Genomic DNA, 20,780 nt, shown 5'->3' with positions numbered 1-20,780 from the left:
GGTGGACATCAGCAGGCGAGTGATATGCGCCGCGAAGCTCGACTGCGTCGACGAGGAGGCTGCGAGATGTCGGGCCGAGCAAATGTATGGCGAGCACGACGTTGAGCTTTGGGAAGGGGATCGGCTCGTTGCCGTTTTCCCAAGTACAACGCCGAATGAAGATCGAAGCGACCGCTTGTCCTGATTAGAGGGTCCGCCACGCCGCCGAGTTTAGGTGTGTACTCATTGCGCGGCCGAACGATGACGCCCGATTACCCAAAAAACCGTCCAATCAATCTCGTAATTGCGGTTAATGGACGTCTCGGTCCAACCCTCGCAACAATCGATGCAGGAAGTCGCTGGCGTGGTTGTATTGTGCGCCGCCGTTCAGGATCTGATGAGCCAGTGGTGACATTATGTTGCCAACGGCCTCAGGGCCAATCAGCTCGGTCCGTGACGACCACAACTCCAGCAGCCCGTCCGGAATGTGGTCGCTCGATCCAAATAGCTGCAGGAGCCGGGCTTCGGCGACACCGTTGTGATCATGGTGGGCCTTGGCCGCATAAAAGGCGAACAAGCTACGAAAGGCGTCACGGGAAACGGAAGGCTTAGCCATCGCAATGTCCCCCACAGAATCCTTCAAATGAATTTGCTTAATCCGGAGCTGAACGGAAGCTATTCCCTCGAAATCTTCACAGGAAGAAGATTCTACAACAGACCGGGAAAAAGCGGCAAGCCCTTAATCCATGTTAGACAGGACGTATTGAAACCAGGCTTTGTTCGTCTTGTAGAAAAGTTACCGTTGTTAGCGTGCGGTTCACACTCAACAAAACGTCTGCTTTCATGGGACGGTACTCTCGGCGGCTCCGCCGCGGTGTGCCGCTCAGCCGTCCGAAGCCGGTCGTCCCTGGCCCGTTCCCGCTTTCCGCCGGAATAGCGCCCCTAGACGACCATGACCATTCCACCGAGCGCATAAGACATCACGAAGGGAGGCCGACTCCAGCGCAGTCAGGTCCCGCAATGCGAGGCAATGGTCTGAGGAAGCCAGAAGAGCGTTCCAGAACTTTCGCAGACCAGGAAGAACAAGAATGCAGAAATCAGCAGCGCTTTGCTGTCGGTTATTCCTCAACAAACGAGGCGGGACCATAGATTGGGTCTGCGCGACTGCTCTTCGCCAGCAGCTCGCCAAGATGCGCTTCGCTTCGGGTCGAGGGCTTCGGAGAGTGCGTTGCCGTCGCCGGTCAGGTTCATCATCTCCAGGTCGGTAGTGGTAAGTACTCGAGACCAACCTTACGCCCGCGCGAGACTCCAGCAATACTCAGGCTCATGGATCCTGGTCCCGGTCGGCCGATATACGCCGTGCAGCTTAACCGCTTACTTCACGCCGTCGACGATCCAGTTTCAGCCTTCCCGTTTTCTTTCTTTCCGCGGAATCGCGATAGCTTCCTCGCTCAGATGATACCAAGCCGTGGTGTCGGAATTGTCTCGCCCGTCGATCGTCGTTTCCGGAGCGGGCTTGCTGTCGAGCTGGAGCACCAGGGCTTGTTCGTGCGGCTGTAGCGTGAGCTGGTGCGTTCCCTGATTGGGAGGCGCAGCACTTCCCATGCGGAGGTGATGACGCCAGAGCGCGATGCTCCGCGGCCCCCGCTTCAAGCCCGCAGCTTTCCGGGAGGTGTTCGAGCGGTCGATGAGCGCTGCCCAACACCGACGAGCCGGGATCATCTGTGAGGCTCGCATCGTAAGAACCTGGCCAGCGGAGAGCGAGTTGAGGCCCGTCCATGAGGAGCGCAAACACGAGATTGGGCCCGAAGGATCGGATCAGCGACCGCGCATGGGCGACGCGAGCCAAGTCTTCACAGATCGGCTGTCAAAGCGGACCGGTTGCGGAAAACGTCCATGGGATGATGCGATGGCCGATCTCCGGATATTCCCACCAAACGCATTTCGTGGACAGCTCGTCTTGTAAGCCGTAGGATTCGATTTGTTGGCCTCGAGCTGCCAACGATGATGCTTTCACCTGGAATGAGTTGCCGCAACTCTCTCGCCGAAGCTGTTGGCATAGAGAGTCGAGACCGCAACGAAGTTCCGAGAAGGCCGTTACAGTCCCTCGACGCACCGGAGATCACGAACTCAATCGAAAGATGGTGATCGCGGACGTGCCTGACCAGAGCATCATGCGTGCTCCAGTCGAGCGCGTATTCCGGCAGAACGATCCCGTTCGCAGGCTTTCGCTTTCGACGCGCCTCTGCGAGCAGCCGATCGATGAAGAAGACGAAATCACGTCACCCTCTTCAGTGCTCCATGCCTCATCGGTGGCGCTCGGTGTGCCTCCTCCAGTCGGAGCCACTTTTGTCGACGCGAAAACGTCACCAACGATTCTTATTTCCCTTCTTGTCGCGATTCACTCGGCCACGGAAGCAACCTGCAGGGATGGCGTAGGGAAAGGGCACCAGGAGCACATTTGAGCCTGGTCTGATCGCTGCCGTAGTTCGCTTCGGGTTGGTACCAATATGCGTTCGTGTAGCCTCTCGGCGGTAGGAGCGTCAGATTATGACCGAGCGTCCGGATCTAGCAGCCCAACTCCGTTGTCCTGCTTTTTAAGGCTGCCGGTTATAGCCTATTGTTTTCGAAATGAGTGAAATCGGATGGCAATTCGGGTACGGAGCAATGCCACAGGCGGGCCCTGTTCGGTTTCGATGGAGCACGCCTCGGCACACGGAATGGCAACTGATAGCCCCACAGGGAACATCGAGAGCGTCTGCCGGATTTGACGCAAATTGACCCGGACAAGCCAGGTTTTGTCGGCGAGAATGAAAGGTGTTCCCAGGGCTGGCGCCCGGACCTGTGGCAGCTCCCGTGCGTGTCCGGAATGTGAGGGCCATATCAGGCGCGGCGAGTCCCAGGACGCGATCATGACGCATCGCATTCGTGGTTTCTGGACGCGGCCGCAAAGTTCGCTACGCTGGCACCCCCGCGTGCAGGCCACGATGAGAACTGCGAGATTGCAGGCGTGCGCGCTTCTTTTGGAGCCATCTACCGAAATCGGTCCGCACAAACGTTTGTATGTATTGGACAGGCGCTTCGAGGAGCTAAGTTGAAACGCCGAAAGAGGGCGCTGGCAGCGGACAGGCTTCCTGGGCTTGACGACTTGTTCGCCCTCGTTTGGGACAAGGCAATGGCTTCCTTCGACCCCTCGGGTCGGAGATGATCTCGATGGGCACTTCAATGAGTACTTTGATTCGCCTCCGCTACAACACAATGGCCGATGAAAGCCCGGGCGGCGAATGGAGATGGCGCGTGATCATGGAGAGAGATGGCGGTTATGAGGAAGTTCTCGTAAAAGAGCTCTCGATCAACGTGCCGTCATTCTCCCAGGCAGACGAGATGCCTGTTGTTGGGCGCAAGTACCATATTGCCTGCCACGGCACACTCACGGTGAAAGACGGTGTCGGTACCATCAGGTGAACCGAATGAGGCCGCCTCGATTGGGCTGACTCATCCTCACGCTCTAGCCATCTGTCGTGGACTTAAACGGGCGACTGAAGCGATGATCCCGCCAGGCGCCTCGTCCGCAAGGCTGATTGAAGTTCTATTAGCCGCCCTCTCCGGTTGCCGCCTTCGGCCCCCGTTTTTGTAAGCCTCACACCCACCAGGATTGAGCGGGTTGAAATCATGCGCGTCCACTTTTTCGCATCGTCTGCTCACGGCTGCATCATATCAAGGGGCGTAATTCGCCAATCTTAACGCAGTCATGAAACGCCACAACGATTCGTAGCTGAAACCTTTTGCGAAGGGATAACCAAGGAGCGATTCGTTCGCTGCCTTCATAGTCTCAAATTGATCATCCATGCGTCTTTGGTGTTGTTGATCAAGCATCAAGAGGCCCCTGCGAACATTTCAAGCGATCACGCTTTTGGTTGGCGTAACATGGGGAAGAACGGTGGAGAACCGCCGACCTGGACTTCCGTCAAAACACTCCAACCTTGTTGAGCATAAAGTCGCATCGCGTGCGGACTGGTCGCCTCCAAGTGCACAGGTCTCCGCGCGGCATCTGAGATCTTGGTTGCGTGCCGAAGAAGATGCCCTGCGAGCCCTGATCGCTGATGTATGGGATCAATGGCTACCATAGTGACATACCAATGCGGCTGATGCGGATGGTACTTACCGAACGTTTCAAACACTCTTTCGGTTTCGGAACGACGGTGCGCAGGAACGCTCCTTAGAAGGAATTCCATCATGCTGGTGTTGTCGCGCTTTTCGCCAGCTGTGTCCCATAAGATGGCTCCCTTGTCGCCGTGGTTAAGGTATGCGCCGCTCGAATATGGACTGCCGCAGTAATGCTTAATAACTCCGTTAAAATGCTGCAGGTACTCCCGCGGTTCAGGGTACAGCCACCTCAACAAAGGACACATCGTAAATCCGGTTGTTAGGATCGCAAGGACTCTCGAGTAGTCCTGAAGATCGATAGCCTTGATCGATAGTGCGTCCCCATTGGCGGATTGCATAGTGCCTCCTTGCGCTGCCAGTGCCGAACTGTGGCCCTACCGTTCTAGCGCTTTGAATGCACCGACCGCGTGGCCAAAAAACTGCGGTAGCAAAAGCCAGGCCAAAGAATTGTGCGGCTCGTCTTGCTTCTTGGAGTGGAATGTCGTCTTCGAGGGACGGGGACGCGGTTGCCGTCGGGGAGCTAGCGCTTGCGAAAGCGCTAGCCTGGGCTGGCTGATGCGCAACAGCCACCCGAAGGTAAATATCCGCACAACGTTGAGTGAGATGATTCACTCTTCAGACGCCCGGCATTTACCCCACGAGGGTTTCAACGTTCCTTCGCTCTCCTGCCGCCGCGGACCCCCGCGAACTGCCGGTGAGGTGCGGGAGCCGCTCCGCGGGGTGATCCTGTTCAGCTGGGCGGATCGCTGGCCGGGCAGAACAGCCGCCGAAGCCGGCGATCCCTACGAATCTCTCCGAGCCTTCGCGGCCCACAGGAACGCTCGGCCCATACCGTGTCAAAAATCTTACGGCAAGCGATTATCGAAGACGTGAAGCCACCTCGCGGGCGATTGCAGAGGGCGCTTAGCGATTTCACCCGACGTTGGTATGGAATTTGCTGTCTCCGCTCGCGCAGCCACGCGCAATTGCGCCATCGCCACTGATGCCTACGCAACGCGCGCGATCGCAGTGCTCTGCATCAATCAAAGCGTAAGTTTTCTAACATGAAGCCGCTCGTCAAGGCTAAGTCTGAGCCCGGACTCTGTTTACGCGACGAACCCGTGCCCATGATCGGACCGACTGATCTCTTGATCAGGCTCAAGAAGACCGGGATTTGCGGTACGGATTCATATTTTCCGCTGGGATGAGTGGGCTCGCAAAACCGTGCCTGTGCCCATGGTGGTGGGCCACGAGTTCGCGGGCGAAAGAGTTGATCTCGGCTCGGCCTTTCAAGGCCTTGCATGCGGCCAGCGTGTGACGGGAGAAGGCCATGTGATCGCAATGCACGGTCTGGCCTAGGCCGCCCGGACCGCATTTTTGAAGGCACGTAAATTGCTGGATAACAGCAGGAGCTGGCGCAAAGAACGCAGGCCGCAGCGACTATCTCGGAATTCTAATGAGGCTGATCCGATCCATCTTGTTCCACCTGACTTTGATGCTGCTTGCACCTGAACTTTCAGACGCAACGAGTGCTGCCGCTGGCGCAAGTCCTTCGAGCGTCAAAGCTGTGGCGACATTCAAGCAGAATAGTCGCCGAGAGGTGCTACTAAGCTTCAGCAGTCGCGGCCCCTACGACAGCCAAACGACGCTAGCCGCACTCGGTCAACCGGCGAACAACTTCCGGCCGGTCAAGCTGCCTGGCAGTTCCGCGGCGCTGAAACTCAGCCTTATATGTATGATCCGCACGCCCCAACGCCTGACAGTCAATATCCTCGATGGCGCTGATAGGCTTAACATCCCCCTGGTGACGTACGGGATGTGCAATCCTGCGGCCCCGCCTTTTAATCTCCTAGCTGCAGAGACGCCGCGATCAAGCAATACAGCTATCCTCCTCGGAGTTCTGATTGTCGCCTTTCTGACTGTTCTTGTCGTTCTTGTTGTAGAAGTAAACGGCCCAGGTGCGGGCACGTGAGCGAGCAGAGCTGGGCTATATCGCAGTCGCCGTTCAGCTGATCTCCCGCAACTCTTCGCTGGTTGCAATTCAGCGTTCACGCCAAGGGACTCACGGGAATCTGTCCGTCCTCCAGGGTGCGGCAAGACCACACTCCTACACTGCATTACCCGGATGCAGCGTCTGACCAGCGGAGTCTGCTCGGTCGACGGTGATTTGGTAGGATGAGACGATGTCTCAGCCGCACTCATCTACGTCCCATCGGGGGTGTACTTCAGCGGCCGATCTTTTCTTATTTGTCTATCAAAGCGTACTCTCCTGTAGAGCCGGTCAAAACCGAAGACGGCACTGATCGACTTTGACGGTGTGGTCGAACCACTAGTCTTGGGGCACTGCCTGACGATGGGCCTGTCACATCTTTCTCGGGCGCAGCAATGTAGCGCGCTGTTGATCCCAACTCGGCTAATTTTAGTGGCGACCCGCTCATTTGGACTCAACTGCACCGCCAAGAGCAAGCTCTGCCATGTCTTTAAGGCGTGGCTAGCTTGGCACTGTTTTCTGCACCCATCAGGACAGCCGCGGAGACGTCGCTTCGCGTCCGGTCCGAGCGCGCGTGCGTCACTCACGCTGCTTGATCCGCTATCCAGCGAAGGCGGCCTCACCGGGGCCATCACCGGAGCAGTACTTTCTTGCGGCCTTCCCTAAAGTCCTTTGGCCTTTCGCGTGATGCGCTCACCCGTTCGAAGCCGATAAAGGCAAGATCATTGTTGCAGCCTTTGTACGCGCGCGTCCCAAGATTTGCTGGGGCGGTTCTGCGCGATACCCTCGTGCGGCGCTTGAGCGACAATCCTTTACGCATCTTCGCGAAATACACTGCGCAGCATTTCTCGCTCTCATGAATCCAGGACCAAAAGTGATTGGCCCTCTTCGCCGGCAGGGAACTCAGAGCGCCGCGCGGGGCGCGTCCTGGCCAGCACCGATCTACGCCAACCTCGTCTCGGGCGCGGGGCTCCGCGGTTCGGCTACAGCGTCGCGCGTCCTCTTCGGCTTCGCCCCACTGGACAAATATTCCCCTTTTGCCTTCCTTCTTGAAAAAGTCGAGCACAGCTTATCTGCATTGCACCGAAGCAACCGCAATTGCGGCCGCAGAGCAGTTGGCAGCAGACCTCATCAGCTCCCCACGGCCTCTCCTTAACGAGAGACGCGCCCTTCACATGGCTGCGAGAAGAATGAGGCACAGAACTGTCAAGACAAGCTAGATGATCTCGAAGTATCTCCGACGTTCAAAGTCGGTCACTCGATTTTGAACGGCGTCCCATTCCCAACGGCGCGAGCAAGAAAATGCTTCAACAAACCTTTCTCCGAAAATCTCGTTCGCCGCTGCTGACTGTGCGAAACGAGAAGTTGCCTCTGATAGGCTTTGAGGTAGTCTCGCAGTCATTTCCACACTTGCATCACCGGCGATCGACGCGGGTAGTGCCACACCTGTCTCGACTCCCAATATTCCGGAACCAATGGCACATGCGAGCGCAAGATATGGGTTCACGTCTGCGCCAGCCAGCCGATATTCCAGACGATGGACGGATGGCTCCCCCAAGATAGCGCGAACCGCGCAGGAGCGGTTGTCAACTCCCCAGCTTGGACAGATTGGTGCCCAGTAGCCAGGCACCAACCTCTTGTAGCTATTGAAGTTCGGCGCAGCGAGCACACAAAACTCGTTCATGTAGTTCAATTGTCCGGCGATGAATTGCCTCATAAGTTTTGAGAGGTTGCCGGCCGCATTGCTGTCGTGAAACGCATTCTGACCATCCGAGGACATCGAAATGTGAATATGGCCGGACTGGCCCGGCCAATCCTCGGAAACCTTGGCCATGAATGTAGCCATCATGCCTCGCCGTTGCGCCCATGCTTTTATGATCGATTTGAATATGGTTGCTCGATCGGCAGCTTCCAACGCATCACAATGACGAAGTGACGCTTCGACCACGCCCGGTCCCGTTTCGAAGTGCAGTCCGCTGAGAGGTATTCTAGCTTTCTCACAAAGCGCCAATATCTCATCGAACAGCTCATGTTGAGAAACGGAGCGCATAATCGAGTAGCCGAACGGGCCGCGTGTTAAAGGAGCCCATTCACTGAACGGCTTATCCTCAATTGTATCGGCGCTCTCCTTGAACAACATAAATTCAAACTCGAACCCAACAGCGCATCTGTATCCGAGGTCAGCAGCCCTTCTCAGGACCTTACGCAGAACACCCCGCGGGCAGATGTTCTCATGTGCGCCCGCGAACTCGGCGAGGTAGAGATGTTGATTGCCGAGATCAGACACCGAACGGCCGGTGGCAGACAGAATACGCAGGTCAGCATCGCCAAATGCTGATAACGGCTGCTGCGTGAAACTGATTGGGATGACCCGATCCGAACAATCCCACGCCAGCACCGCTTCAGAGAACTTGATGACTTTATCTTGACCCGAGAGATCTTCACCTAAGACATGTTTGCCTCGCAGCACACCGTCGAAGTCGCTTACGCCAATCATCGCTACGCGGGCTGGAGTGGCTCCGGTCAAGGTTGCTTCAGTTGCCATCACTGGCTATCCCGCGCCACGAATTCGAACACCTGATCCATCCGCATTTCTCGCAACTTGTGATAGTCATCATTAAGCTGATTCATGTCGCTATTCACGAGATAGACGATGCCCGGTGTCGACGCCAGATCGATAGTCGGAACCAGCTCTTCACCAATTGGAACGAATGCAATGGCATCCGCAAAGCTCGGGAGTTTGCGGATTGCTTGAAGTCCCGGGTAGCCGGCAACGACACCGCCCCTGTCGGAGATCAGGGAGACACAGAGTGCGTGCGCGTTCCGCTTGTACGGCCCGCGCATCCTCATGTACTCACCAAAGCCCTCGGGATCTGCGTAGCGCCAAGCGGTCAGCGTGACATGGTTATGCCCCAACGCCATCGTTCGTGCTTTTGCCGACATAGTCCCTTGAAGCCTCGCCCCGAAGTCCACCAGAACGGGCCCCCGATGATCGACAATGATCTCGGCATGAGCCGGTCCCTCGAGGATCTGAAGTGCCTGCAACGCACGTTTCAGGTAGTCGGAGAGCTCCTGAACGATTGGTTCGCTGCCGTCCAACAATCTTTCGAGTGAGCAGACGGATGATGCCCCCTCGATAGGAACGGTGTCATAGGTCCAGGCCTCCGTTACCAAGGCATCTCCGTGGATCGAGACGGCGTTTACTGTGTATTGTTGACCGTTTATTTTTTCCTGCCCAAGAGCAAAACGATTCAATGCTCCGACACGGTTCGTCTTCCCAACAATCGCGCTTAGAGCACGCTGAATATCGGACTCTGTCGAGCAAAAGAATACATCCTCGGTGCCCGTGCTGTTCAGAGGTTTGATCACGATCTCGTCGAACTTCGCTTCGCGCCTCCAGCTTGCGATCTCTGCAGCATTGTCAGACACGACTTGTCTGATCGATCGCACACCGGCATAGGTCAGCGCGCAAGACAATCGTGCTTTGTCACGCCGAGCAGCCGATAGGGCGGTCCCGTTTGAAGGTAAGCCCAGCCGCTCGGACAACGAATCGGCGAGTTCGACTCCAGACTCGCAACCCGCGATAACGAACTCAACTTCTCTGCCCTGCAGAGCCTGAAGATGATATTCAACGATTTCATCATACCCCATGCGCTCGCCGGGGCGAATGAGTTCATCGTACAGATCCGCATTGAAATGCGCTTGGAATATGGGTGGAATCCGTGCGGCCGACATCGCATGCACGGTCCGAATTCCATAGCGCTTGAATTCTTCGGGTAGGTAGCGGCCGGTAGAGTATGCGTCCACGACTACACATTTCCGTTCTTTCATGCGGATCTCCGATACTGCAAGTAGATGTTGCTAACAGCGATAGCCGTAATGAGGACATTTCCAACGAACGTATGTGACGAAGGCACGATGCGAGAATCGAAGTACTGGAACAGGAAGGTGACGATGGGGGCGGTGGACAGGACCATGTTGACGGTGAAGGGCTCTACGCGGCGAATGCCCTGCTGAATCAACAGCAAAGGCAAAACGATCGTCGACAGCCCAATTGCTGCGATCGCAAACCAATGCTGCGAGATCTCGGGCACGATAGATGAATGGTCGACCAGCCCCAGCAGCAACAGAATGGTTCCATAAAAACGATGCGCCAGGACCTGTCGGCCGGAAAACCCGCGGTCGAACAGCACCTTGACAAGTATATTCGTGAGGGCGAGCGATAGGCCGGCCACGATGGCCAAGACGATGCCAAAGGACGATCGGGCCCCCCACTCCACGCCCGCATTGCCGCTGGCCGAGATCCAAATCATGTAAGTCCCGATCGTCGCAATCGCGGCGCTCACGACAATATCGGATGTTGGCGGGGCGCCCCTGCGCCTGATCAGGGCGTTCAACCACACTGTTGCGGCAGGCCCCAACGCCACCATGAAAGCGGCCACGATCGCAGGTTCAGCGTATTTCAGTCCTATAAATAGGCCGATCCAGCTGATCGCAGTCACGACGTTGAGTGCGGCAAAGACCAGGAGCGACCATTTTCCGGCTCGTGCTTCGCCTCGCTCATGGCGAGCCAACAAGTTGAACGTTATACAAACCACCGCGAAAGACAGCAGGAGCGCCACGAACACATCCGCTTTCTGAAAATACGATGCCGCATAAACCTCCCCTGCCGCGCTCAGAACGACATAAAGCGCCACAAAGAACACTCCTAGAGCGAAGCCACTCGTCAATCGTCCACCCTTTTTGTCCCCGCCAAGCCGGGCGGAGCTCTCAGAAGCCCCGGCGCGCGCGTCGGATTCGGAGGACGGACCTTTCGGCTCGCGCGGGCCACGTTTAGTTTGCAAGATCACGATCTGCCTCTAACCCTTCTTAGTCCGGCAGTACCCAACACACGCCTCTCCAAATGCTTTGAACAGTTGCTTGCTGAGGAAGTCGGTTGAGACGTGCCATTCGGGGTGCCATTGCACACCGATTTGCAGCGTCGGAGCGCCAATCACTGACGCTGCCTCGACCAGACCGTCAGGCGCCCACGCCTCGCGCCTCAGCGCTGGGGCAAGCACCTCGATGCCTTGATTGTGCAGCGAGTTGACCTGCGCTTCGATCGTTCGCGCGATTGGCAAGAGTGCGCCATCGGATGATATCCTGACGCGGTGCGCGGCATCGTACTGACGGTCCCTGGGACGATCTGGCTTCTCGGCATGCATGGCGCCGCTTTCTCGGCTCCACTCCGTAAGCGATGGGCGGAGTGTTCCGCCGAAATAGACGTTGAGTTCCTGAAGCCCACGGCAGATGCCCAGAATAGGCATTCCGAGGACGATGGCGCTCTCTATGGCCACGGCAGAGAGCCTGTCCCGGGGACGGTCAAGGATCCCAGGCTCAACATCCTGCCGATCAGGATCCAAGGACGCGGGCGCTGACAGGACTGCGGGGTCCACGTTCGATTCATCGCCTGTCAAGACCAGACCGTCCAGCCGGCGCATGATGGCCGGGAAGACCCCCTCCATAGCATCTTCCGCGTCGACGGTCGGCAATATGACACAAGCCACTCCCGCATGACGATGGAGTGCCTGCACGTACTTGCGCCGTAACCAGTCGCGATGCACACCATCGACCAGAAGACGGTTCGAAGTGACGGCGACAACGGCTTGGGTGCGCTCGGGCTGTTGCAACCTCACGCCACCGTGCCTCGCGTGCGAACCTCGGCAACGGACTGCTCATACAGCCGCCGATTACGCTCTTTCAACTGAGTTATGACGCTAGGCTGACCTTGAGGTCCCTTGACAAAGAGCCCGCCCCAGGTGGCGGCGACCTTCGCGTAGCTTGGATCCTGCATTCGGATTTTCTGCGCCTTACGCAACAGCCAAAACGGGATACCGGGTGAAAGGTGATGCTCAAGGTGGTACTCATCCAGATTCTGTCCCAGAATGGCTCGTTCGACGAAGCTTCCTTTCCGATTCCTCGTAAGATAGACGTTCTGCGTCTCTGTTTCGCACATGGGTGAATGCTCAGCGAGTTCGATAAACCAGCCGAGGACCTGAAACGTGGTGAGATAGGGCACGATCCAAAACAGGACGACGATATGTAGCAGACCAAGAGCATATGACCCGGCCAGGATGCTGAACCAGAACAGATAGAAGCCATACCTGTCGACAAGTATGCCTGAGCGGCTCTGATCTTCGGTCTCTTCGATCGAAAACCGATTAGTCCAAAGATATTTCAGATACGCTACTGTCGCGCCGCCGAAGATCGGCTTCCAGATGATGTTGAAAGTATATCTCTCTGGAGGCTGCACATCGTAGACGCCGCTGGCCAGGAAAAACTTCAGGTCTGGATCCTTGTCCGGGTCACCGAGATAGGGATGATGCAAGTAGACATGTGAGATCCGGTAGGCCCAGTGGCGCTGGAACAAGGGATAGGAAGCGAACAGAATACCCAGGACATAATTCCAAGTCGTGTTCTTCGCGAGCGTGCGGTGAGCCGCATCGTGAGCGATGGTTGTCAATCCGCGTTGATAGGCACCGATCAGGAGAACGGCCAGCGGGTAGAACCACCACGAGACAGACACGGTCGCAAGCGTGCACGCTGTGATGACAGCGTAATCTTTCACGATGTAGGCGGCCCCAGTGATGTTGTCCGGCCTTAGCTCCGAAAGCTGCTTATTGATCTCCCGACTGAATTGAACGGCCTCATAGCGTGATGACCTCAGTTTCCAAGCGTCTGCCTGATTCATGAGAACCTCTTCCTGATCGCCTTGCAGGTTGTCAGATTGCGGAAAGCGCCTTGTCCAGATCGCGCACGATGTCGTTAACATCTTCGATGCCGACACAAAGCCGGATTGAGCCCCCAAATATGCCGGCGGCTTCGCGCTTTTCCCGCGGGACAGTGGTGTGGGTCGTCGAGACAGGATGAGTCACGAGCGTGCGGGCATCTCCCACATTGGAAACGTGATACATCAAGTCAACGTTCTGGATGAACTTGCGCCCGGCCAGTTCGTCTTCCACTTCGAACATGACCATCGCCCCATGTCCGTATGCGGTGTTGAGTGTCTGATCGACGATTTCCCGATCGGCGCCCTCAAAGAGGCCCGGGTAGAAGACGCGACGCACTTTAGGATGCTCCTTTAGAACGCCGGCGACGATCCTGGCATTCGCGCAGTGCTGCTTCATGCGAACCGGCAGCGTTTCAAGCCCTTGGATCAGTTGAAAGCTCGCAAACGGGGCGATGGCTGCACCCGTATCGCGCAACCAGGTCATGCGAGCCTTGAGGAGAAACTCGCTCTTTCCTAGATCATCGACATCGCGCACAGCGTTCTGCCAGACAATTCCGCCATGCGCTTCGTCGGGACCGTTGAACAAGGGAAAGCGGGAGGCTCCCCGATAGCTAAATTTGCCGCTGTCAACGATTAGTCCGCCGAGCGTCGTGCCATGACCGGATATATATTTTGTTGCAGAGTACGTCGTAATTGCAGCGCCCAGGTCTGACGGCCGACATACCAGCGGCGTCGTCGTATTGTCTACGACCAGAGGCACGCCGTACCTTCGGCCGATTTCCGCCAGCTGTTTGACGGGGAGCGGAATCAGACAGGGATTCGAAATTACCTCTCCGAACAGGCAAATCGTGCGATCATCAATGGCACGTTCGAACGTCTCGGGCCTTCGAGGATCTGCTGTCCTCACGCTGATTCCCAAACGCTTTAAGGTGTTGTGGAGCAGGTTCCAGGTATTGCCATATAGATAAGGAGAGGCAACGATATTGTCCCCTACTTCGCCACTTGAAAGGTTGACGATTGCAAGGAACGTTGCCGCTTGACCTGACGCAACGGCGAGCGAGTCGCTGCCCATATCGACCGCGGCGTAGCGCTTCTCCAGCGCGCGAGTCGTCGGATTGATAATCCTCGTGTAGGTGAACCCATCCGCTTTGACGTTGTAGACGTCAGCGATGTGATTTAGATCGCCATCGAGTTCATAAGCTGTGTTCTGGTAAATCGGCACTGCGACGGCTTTTGTCACCGGGTCGCGTCGATAGCCCGCATGCAGAACAGCGGTCTCGGCGGAATGCCGCAGCTGCCGGTCCCCAGCTGCTTGAGCCGGCATCTTTACGCGCGCCCCATATGCCTCTTGGCCCGACGCCGGCCTTGCTGACCGAGCCTGACCGGAGCGGAAATATGTACGAAAGGCGCATCCCAACTGCTCAATCCAGCTGGATTGGATTTCCCCAATGCAACCGACCCGAAAGCTCCGCGTCGCAAGATGCAGCTTCGAGTAGACGTAAAGGTTATGGGCCGCCAAGTGGCGATACAGCCCATCGAATCCTGGCTGGTCCACTATTCCGGGCGGCGCACTGAACGCAACACAGACCGGGGACTGCAACTCGGGGGACAACAACGGAGCCACTATCCCTTCGAGTTCCTTGATGAGGTCGTTTCTGACCTTCTCGTACCTGAAGCGCCTGGCATCGATGCCTTCCTCGTGCAGAATCTTCAAAGCCATTGTCGTTGCCTGAACGACGTGGGTTGGAGGGGTCGACCGCCACTCACCCGTGCGCTCGAGCGAGCGCCATTGATCTCTCACATCGAGCACAAACGATCTCGGTTCTTGAGTCACATTCTCCAGTAGCTCGCGCGAGGCGATGACGAACGCTACTCCCGGGGGCCCTTCTATGCACTTGTTGCTCGACGTGACCAGTACGTCAGGTCCACGCTGGCTCAGATCGATATTGAGGGCGCCGAACGAACTCATCCCATCGATGATAGTCTTTACGCCACGTTGCCTCGCCACCTCCACGATCTCGTCCAGCGGATTGACGATTCCGGTTGTCGTCTCACAATGCACGAAACACAGGTGCGTAATGCCAGGATTTCGGCTCAGATACTCGCTGATCTCTTCCGGATCCAACGGATCCGTCGCGCGCTTAACGAGCTTCAGTGCTTCGATACCCCACAGCCGCAAAATTTGAAGAATGCGCTCGCCATAGATGCCGTTCACGCAAACGAGCGGCCTGTGGGCTCGGGACACAAATGAGGAGAGGGCCGCCTCCATTGCAAAGGAGCCGCCTCCTTGAATAGGCACCACCGAATATTCCTCACTGTTTCCCAGCAAGTTGAGCATCAGCCGCCTCATGCAGGCGGTCACCTCCTTGAACTCGTCATCGCGAGACGCGAGATCAAGCTGCATCTGGCTCCTGACCGCCAGCGATAATGATAATGGACCAGGCGTCAGCAACGACCGCTGTCTTGTCAAACCATTCCTCCTAACATTGTATTGGTCGATGACCTTGAGTACGCACAGTAGGGAGCGCCGTGGCGTTCGTCCCATTCCTCATCAACAGCTTCGAATGAAGCGACATGTACCGTGGACGCGTTTCGCGTCGGCATCCGAAAAGGCTCTCGGATGACAACCTCCATATCTCATCGCGGATGGAGAGCGATTTTTCACAAAGCTCCTCATTGAGGCCTTCAGACCTCCCAAGTAGCCTTTGGCACTAAGCACTCGGGCGCAACCGGCGCGAACGTACGCTCTCATCCACTGTCACGCATGGCAAGCTTGAGCGCGATCGCCCTCTTGCAGCTATGAAGCGCCAGCCTGCGAACAATTTACGTGTGAGCCTGTCCGGTCAGGCACGCTTTACGGAAGCAAGGCGCTGCAGCCAGGACTCGACGTGCCCGGATTATCGATGCCTGGCACACTCGATGATGGTGGTTCGCAGCGGGAGCCTAATGCGTTCCCTTGGACTTGATACATTTGCACTCCGTCGCTGGTGGAGGACTAGGACGACGATGACTGTCCATTTCGGAGATCGTACAACTTGACGTTACGGGCGGTTCAACCCTCTCCGGGGATTTTCTCACGTAAATTTTCCCGACGTGCTCTCATTTGGCGGCGACAAGCTGACGTAAGGAGCAGAGGACAGAGGATTCATAGTGCGGTTTTCGGCGAGCGGCCGTACGACAGAGCACGTTGTCCTGATTTGGTGGGAGTGCGCGGAGCCGAGTCCGGATGAGTGGCGGGTTCATCATTTAAATTGATCGGTTGATCGGCAGCATCCATTGTTCGCTACCACACGCCGCTCGCTGCGAGACATCTCACCAGCCGATCGTCCGGTGAAGGTAGTCGTCCGTTAAGAAGGCGAATTGAGCGGGGCGGGACGGCCGAACGTGCGCCATAGCTGGAGCAGGATGAGGCACAAGAGTTCTCTGAGCCAGGCGAGGATGCGGCGGAAGTTGTGGCCGACGGCTGAGAGGATGACGTTAGCCGCATCGCCGGCGCGGCCTTTGAGGTAGCAGCGGCCGAGGTGACCATCGGCCTTCAGGTGTCCGATGATGGGTTCGATGGCGGAGCGGCGGCGCAGCTCGCGCTTTGTAGATCGTCGCCTCGGAAACACCGTGCTTGCGAGCCAGGTCGGCTGTCTTCGCCCCAGCCTCATGCTCCTTCAATACCGCGATAATCTGCTCTTCCGTGAACCTTGCTCGCTTCATCTGTCCGTTCTTCTTCGGGCCGGACTCTAACTCCTTCTGGAGGAAATACGCAGTGGCAGGTCACAGTGAATACAACGACGACCTTGCCAGGGAATGGACGCGGGGTCTTCGGATCCGCCGCAACATCGCCTACGGCAGCTTGGCCTTCTTCTCCAGTTGGTGCCCCAAGGGCACCTCCATGCAGAAGCTGGTGTCGGTAGAAGGCCATCGCTAGCCCATCGAGGACAGCTTCGAAACCGCCAAGAACGAGCTCGGCCTTGATCACAACGAAAGCCGCTCCTGGCATGGCTGGCATCGCCATGTCTCACTCGTCATGCTGGCCTTCGCCATGATGGCCGTCATCCGTCATCGGGCCAATGCTGAGCCAGCGCTCAAAAAAACGCGACGACGGCGCACCAAACATCGTTCCTGATCCGCTGGTCGATCCAGGAAATCCGTCGCATCGCTATCAAGCTCGCTCAACGGCGCATCTCGATCGACCGTGTTCTCGCATCCTCTGGAGGCGAGCTCACCAGGCCGACGCTCGCCGCGCTCACCTCAGAGACGAAAAATGCAACTGTAATGCTAACTTAGATGAGCCCAGAGCCTCTCTTCGCGAAAAGCCTAATCAGTCTCAAATTATCTGACGTCGGACAGGTTGCCAACTGTGCTGTTCAACAAGGACCTACAGAATGCAGGCGTGAGCTTGCCGCGGTGGATCACGACGTTTTCGTGCCCCATCGCGGCTCGCGCGCTCTGCCAGTGCCGATTGTAGCCGCGCTGTTCATTGGATTTCACATGGCAAGCGGCGAATTCGGCGTCAACCGTCGTCGCCAACTGCCACGCATGTACCGGCCGCTTCGTATGGATGTGCACCCACATCGGATTCGCCGCCGCACCGTTGCGCAGCGCCTTGGGCCGCAGCTTAATCTCGAACAGCGTCCCCGGATCGCCGCTCAACGCGCGCGGAGGATCCGGAGGCTCCAACTCCCCGGCCGCCCGCAACTGTTCAAGGTAGTTCTGCGAGGGAAAGCCATAGCTCTTCATGCAATCGATCATGATCGCGGCTCTTTGCCTCTTCAATGAGTTTGCCTGTCCCTGCACCTCGGAATACATCGTCTTGAGCCGGACTATCTTGTCGTGCACTTCGGGCACTTGCGCGGGCGTGAGCAAGCCACTTCGACGAGGCTCTTCCACCGCGGCCCCACAGGCTTCGATCTCGGCGGCCTGTCTGTGGAGGCGCTCGACGACGATATTTAGGACGTGGTCGGCGTCCTCGGGTTTCATCTGACGCGCTTGCGAGACGGCGCTTTGCTGAGCGGGCAGATCAAACTGCAAAAGTTCGTCCAATCGCTTGAGCATTCCCGTCAGCGCTTCTCTGGAGGGCGGAGCCTGCCACATCAGCAGGTTTCCGCTCGCCGACGATGACGCCCGCGCGCGGGCCTCCTCCGCGCTCGTGAGTTTCTTTGTACCCAGATCCGAGAGTACGATAACCTTGCGTGTTGAGCCCGTGCCAGCGTCGGACCCGGCGAGCTGCGGCTCAGCGCCCCCAGCTGTCGAACTCCCCTCGCCTGCGGCCGCTGCGCGCCTGCCTTTGCCCTTCCTGCGCGCTGCAGTGCCTTCGCCCACCCCGGCAGTATGTTCCGGCAGCACAGCCCAAGCCGGCGGTTCAATCGTGGCTGGCGTCTTTGGCTGAAGTGCCAGCAGCCGCATGACTTCGTCCGCTGTAAGCCACGCACCTTCCACTATCTGATCCAGCAATTTTAACGGAAGATCGGCTCCCGCGCCGGCGTCCGTCAGGCTGGCAACCATGCCGCTCACTCCTGACGCAAATTCCGAAAGCCGCTCCATGACTCCTTCCAGAACGTCACGGTGCTCAGCGTCAAGCGGCGCTCCGTTGCCGTTCATCACGGCCTCGGCCGTCGAGGCGAATGCCGGAACAACATCCTCGATGAAGGTCCCGAGCAGACGCACCCGGCCGTCTCCATCGATAAGGGCGTCTCGCACGGCTGGTCCCAACCTGCTCGCTAGGGAGAGCTGCGCGAGAGTGATCTGCGATTCCAGATACTTGTACTTCGTATTGAGTGCATAGCCGGTATGCAGTCGTAGCGCGGCCTCTTCGGACTTCCGCAACTCGGGCGTGCTGCTTGGTAGGTCGGCAGTAGCCGCGCAGACGGACTGCATCCGCTCCGAGCGCAATGCCCTCTTTCTCCACCACTCCATGCAGTGCTCATAGTAGGGCTCCACGCCTGAAAGCACGCGGTTCAGCTGGTCAGGCGAAGCGGTGCGGATGATCCTGCCGAGCAGGGCTGCCGCTTTGTGTCTGCTCTTCTCCAGGTCATCGAAAATCGTAGCAGCCACGGCGTTACCTTCGTCGGCCGCGCCCAGCGTCTCATCGCGGAGCTGGCGAGCCCGATCGTCGGGCAGAATGCGCCTCGCCAAACCTGGTGGCAGAGCAGCGTAGTAGTCCAGAACTGCTGAGCCTGCCTTGACAACTTGATCGATCAGCTCTTGCCTCTCGGACAAGGTCCGGCCGCCCCTGGCTGCCCTACGACAAGTGTTAAAGTCCTCAAGCAGGCTGCCCAACGTTCGCTTTGCTGCCTTAACCTCATCTCTTGTTGGCGCCGCCACATCCGAAGTTGGTTGCCGGTTCACGAGCGGCGCGGTTCTATCTTGAGGCCCGGAGCGCATCCGCTCCACGACGGCGTCGAAAGATTGACTGCGTTCCCCAGGGACGAGGCCGAACTCCAGGCTCGAACTGCTCGATACCCCAGTGCTGTCGGCTCCTGCAGCTCCAACGTACGATTTGCCAGCTCGGCCGATGCCCGTCATATTTTATCTCCGATAGAAGAGTCGAGAATGCGCAGCCTTCCTGGCTAAATCGCTTCGCTGACGAGTAGCTGACCAAGAGCGTTTTTCCCGATGCACAAGCCCATGTCGCCTCGGGTCCACCTTTCATCGCAGCTGCTGTGCTGCTGAAGAGAGCGGATGCCGGGATAACCGCCTCAGCTGCGGGATCATCACCTGCAGTACATGAGCGCAGCCTGAATCGCGAATTTTCGCGAGCGCGCTGGGGGCAGCACACCGTCACTCGAAAGCCTTGCATTGGGGGTTCATTTTCCTCTGGAAATTGCACGCGATCGGCGCAGCAATGGGCGCGCGGACGTTTCGGGCGAAAATCCGTACGCGGGACATCGCGCATAATCTAGTGTCCTAAACCACAAGTTCATGGCGTTTTAGGCCTTGGCTGATTGTGAGCGCAGAAGCGTTCGATGGAGGCTGAGAATTTCGTCAGCTGATTTGGTCCATCGGAATGGGCTCGGGTCGGCGTTGTGCTGTTCGATGAAGGACGTGATCTCAGCACGTAGCTCCGCCACGCTGCGGTAGATGCCGCGCCTGATTTTCCGCTCGGTGATGAGGGCAACGAAACGTTCGACCTGATTGAGCCAGGATGAGCTGGTTGGCGTCAGGTGGACGTGCCAGCGCGGTCTCTTGGCCAGCCATTTACGGATCAGCGGCGTCTTATGGGTTGCCTAATTGTCCTTGACGAGATGGAGGTTCAGATCATCCGGCACGGGACTTCGATCTCATCAGAAACTTGCGGAATTCCGTGGCCCGTGGTGCCCGTAACACTTGCCGATGACCCGGCCGGTTGCGATGTCGAGAGCGGCAAATGCGATGTCGTGCCATGGCGCTTGTAGTCGTGACTGCGGCGTTCCACCTGACCAACGAGCACAGCTAGCTCTGTCGAGTCCACCATGCGTTCGACGCTCTGGACGAGCTGGCTCCATGAAGCTTCATTGGCCTCACGATAGCCCAGCGACCTGGCAATCGACAGACCAGACGCCGAGAGCCCCATTGAATCCTGAGCGCTGGGCGATTGTGGCGGCCGACCTAGATTGCCACCAACGTCGTTGCTCATATTGTTTCGGCGTGATGCCGCTCAATGAACAGCATTGGTAGTTTATTGGGACCGCAAAGGCTTGCATGATCGCCATAGGAGGCGCGCCGAACACATAGCTTTCGCTATGGGTTGATTGGCCTCGCGCCTAAGGCTGGAAAGAAGGGCTTTGGATGCAAAATGAATGACTTGGGTTCGCGAGCCCGTGCTACGCCTTGAGAGAGAATTCCAACACTCCTTCGGGGGAGGAGTGCTTAGGGAAAGGGCGATATCCGGCTCACATAGATTTAGACGCTATTATCGACAGCCAC

Annotated in this window: 12 protein-coding genes and 5 pseudogenes; 5 read left to right on the top strand and 12 right to left on the bottom strand. The window is 57.5% G+C overall.

Annotation, left to right across the window (positions count from 1 at the left end):
• Positions 1–289: 289 nt before the first annotated feature.
• On the bottom strand, positions 290–595 hold the full coding sequence (locus DCG74_RS38175; protein ID WP_172789613.1) for a hypothetical protein: 306 nt from the start codon (positions 593–595) through the stop codon (positions 290–292).
• Between the two features lie 1,525 nt (positions 596–2,120).
• Between DCG74_RS38175 and DCG74_RS38170 the strand changes: the two genes are divergently transcribed.
• Together DCG74_RS38170 and DCG74_RS38165 are read left to right on the top strand one after the other, a co-directional pair.
• Positions 2,121–2,444 (top strand): hypothetical protein, encoded by a 324-nt coding sequence (locus DCG74_RS38170; protein ID WP_172789612.1) that lies wholly within the window; start codon positions 2,121–2,123, stop codon positions 2,442–2,444.
• A gap of 748 nt (positions 2,445–3,192) precedes the next feature.
• The gene (locus DCG74_RS38165; RefSeq protein ID WP_172789611.1) at positions 3,193–3,444 is read left to right on the top strand and encodes a hypothetical protein; all 252 of its coding nucleotides are present in this window, start codon (positions 3,193–3,195) and stop codon (positions 3,442–3,444) included.
• 440 nt (positions 3,445–3,884) lie between these two features.
• Here the strand turns inward: DCG74_RS38165 and DCG74_RS39180 are convergent, their stop codons facing one another.
• A complete protein-coding gene (locus tag DCG74_RS39180; protein ID WP_373569543.1) occupies positions 3,885–4,214 on the bottom strand; it encodes a GNAT family N-acetyltransferase in 330 nt (109 codons plus the stop codon).
• 975 nt (positions 4,215–5,189) lie between these two features.
• Between DCG74_RS39180 and DCG74_RS38160 the strand changes: the two are divergent.
• Positions 5,190–5,472: pseudogene (locus tag DCG74_RS38160) on the top strand (alcohol dehydrogenase catalytic domain-containing protein); the annotation flags it as partial.
• Between the two features lie 109 nt (positions 5,473–5,581).
• Positions 5,582–6,097, top strand: coding sequence for a hypothetical protein (locus tag DCG74_RS38155; protein ID WP_172789609.1), 516 nt, complete (start codon positions 5,582–5,584; stop codon positions 6,095–6,097).
• 1,234 nt (positions 6,098–7,331) lie between these two features.
• Here the strand turns inward: DCG74_RS38155 and DCG74_RS38150 are convergent.
• The 8 genes and pseudogenes from DCG74_RS38150 to DCG74_RS38115 form a co-directional block, all read right to left on the bottom strand.
• Positions 7,332–8,660, bottom strand: a complete 1,329-nt coding sequence (locus DCG74_RS38150; RefSeq protein WP_172789608.1) for a glutamine synthetase family protein — start codon at positions 8,658–8,660, stop codon at positions 7,332–7,334.
• Complete coding sequence (locus DCG74_RS38145) at positions 8,660–9,946, bottom strand: ATP-grasp domain-containing protein (protein ID WP_172789607.1); 1,287 nt, start codon at positions 9,944–9,946, stop codon at positions 8,660–8,662. The genes DCG74_RS38150 and DCG74_RS38145 overlap by 1 nt, the downstream gene beginning before the upstream one ends.
• Positions 9,943–10,965 carry a DMT family transporter gene (locus tag DCG74_RS38140; protein WP_257187522.1) on the bottom strand — a complete coding sequence of 341 codons (1,023 nt, stop codon included), beginning with the start codon at positions 10,963–10,965 and terminating at the stop codon, positions 9,943–9,945. The genes DCG74_RS38145 and DCG74_RS38140 overlap by 4 nt, the downstream gene beginning before the upstream one ends.
• 9 nt (positions 10,966–10,974) lie before the next feature.
• Positions 10,975–11,790 carry a gamma-glutamyl-gamma-aminobutyrate hydrolase family protein gene (locus tag DCG74_RS38135; RefSeq protein ID WP_172789606.1) on the bottom strand — a complete coding sequence of 272 codons (816 nt, stop codon included), beginning with the start codon at positions 11,788–11,790 and terminating at the stop codon, positions 10,975–10,977.
• Entirely contained in the window at positions 11,787–12,845 is a 1,059-nt protein-coding gene (rtxC, locus tag DCG74_RS38130) for a dhydrorhizobitoxine desaturase (RefSeq protein WP_172789605.1), read from the bottom strand. The genes DCG74_RS38135 and rtxC overlap by 4 nt, the downstream gene beginning before the upstream one ends.
• 31 nt (positions 12,846–12,876) lie before the next feature.
• A complete protein-coding gene (locus tag DCG74_RS38125) occupies positions 12,877–15,288 on the bottom strand; it encodes a 2-aminoethylphosphonate--pyruvate transaminase (protein WP_210268590.1) in 2,412 nt (803 codons plus the stop codon).
• Positions 15,289–16,231: 943 nt separating this feature from the next.
• A pseudogene (locus DCG74_RS38120) lies at positions 16,232–16,471 on the bottom strand (IS5/IS1182 family transposase); the annotation flags it as partial.
• Positions 16,461–16,589 (bottom strand): annotated as a pseudogene (locus DCG74_RS38115) (transposase); the annotation flags it as partial. The pseudogenes DCG74_RS38120 and DCG74_RS38115, both read right to left, overlap by 11 nt.
• A gap of 91 nt (positions 16,590–16,680) precedes the next feature.
• On the opposite strand from DCG74_RS38115, the pseudogene DCG74_RS38110 reads away from it, so the two are divergent.
• Positions 16,681–17,001 (top strand): annotated as a pseudogene (locus tag DCG74_RS38110) (IS701 family transposase); the annotation flags it as partial.
• A gap of 206 nt (positions 17,002–17,207) precedes the next feature.
• Here DCG74_RS38110 and DCG74_RS38105 read toward each other — a convergent pair.
• Together DCG74_RS38105 and DCG74_RS38100 are read right to left on the bottom strand one after the other, a co-directional pair.
• On the bottom strand, positions 17,208–19,400 hold the full coding sequence (locus DCG74_RS38105) for a hypothetical protein (protein ID WP_172789601.1): 2,193 nt from the start codon (positions 19,398–19,400) through the stop codon (positions 17,208–17,210).
• An 895-nt stretch (positions 19,401–20,295) separates the two neighbouring features.
• Positions 20,296–20,506: pseudogene (locus DCG74_RS38100) on the bottom strand (isocitrate lyase/phosphoenolpyruvate mutase family protein); the annotation flags it as partial.
• Positions 20,507–20,780: the final 274 nt, after the last annotated feature.

Source organism: Bradyrhizobium sp. WBAH42 (genome assembly GCF_024585265.1).
Taxonomy (GTDB): domain Bacteria; phylum Pseudomonadota; class Alphaproteobacteria; order Rhizobiales; family Xanthobacteraceae; genus Bradyrhizobium.
This window is presented reverse-complemented; position numbering and strand designations above follow the sequence as displayed.

Coding starts and splice junctions, on each gene's coding strand:
- DCG74_RS38150 (WP_172789608.1), bottom strand. CDS start 8,660: ATGGCAACTGAAGCAACCTTGACCGGAGCCACTCCAGCCCGCGTAGCG.
- DCG74_RS38175 (WP_172789613.1), bottom strand. CDS start 595: ATGGCTAAGCCTTCCGTTTCCCGTGACGCCTTTCGTAGCTTGTTCGCC.
- DCG74_RS38145 (WP_172789607.1), bottom strand. CDS start 9,946: ATGAAAGAACGGAAATGTGTAGTCGTGGACGCATACTCTACCGGCCGC.
- DCG74_RS38125 (WP_210268590.1), bottom strand. CDS start 15,288: ATGCAGCTTGATCTCGCGTCTCGCGATGACGAGTTCAAGGAGGTGACC.
- DCG74_RS38155 (WP_172789609.1), top strand. CDS start 5,582: ATGAGGCTGATCCGATCCATCTTGTTCCACCTGACTTTGATGCTGCTT.
- DCG74_RS38105 (WP_172789601.1), bottom strand. CDS start 19,400: ATGACGGGCATCGGCCGAGCTGGCAAATCGTACGTTGGAGCTGCAGGA.
- DCG74_RS38165 (WP_172789611.1), top strand. CDS start 3,193: ATGGGCACTTCAATGAGTACTTTGATTCGCCTCCGCTACAACACAATG.
- DCG74_RS39180 (WP_373569543.1), bottom strand. CDS start 4,214: ATGGAATTCCTTCTAAGGAGCGTTCCTGCGCACCGTCGTTCCGAAACC.
- DCG74_RS38170 (WP_172789612.1), top strand. CDS start 2,121: ATGGTGATCGCGGACGTGCCTGACCAGAGCATCATGCGTGCTCCAGTC.
- rtxC (WP_172789605.1), bottom strand. CDS start 12,845: ATGAATCAGGCAGACGCTTGGAAACTGAGGTCATCACGCTATGAGGCC.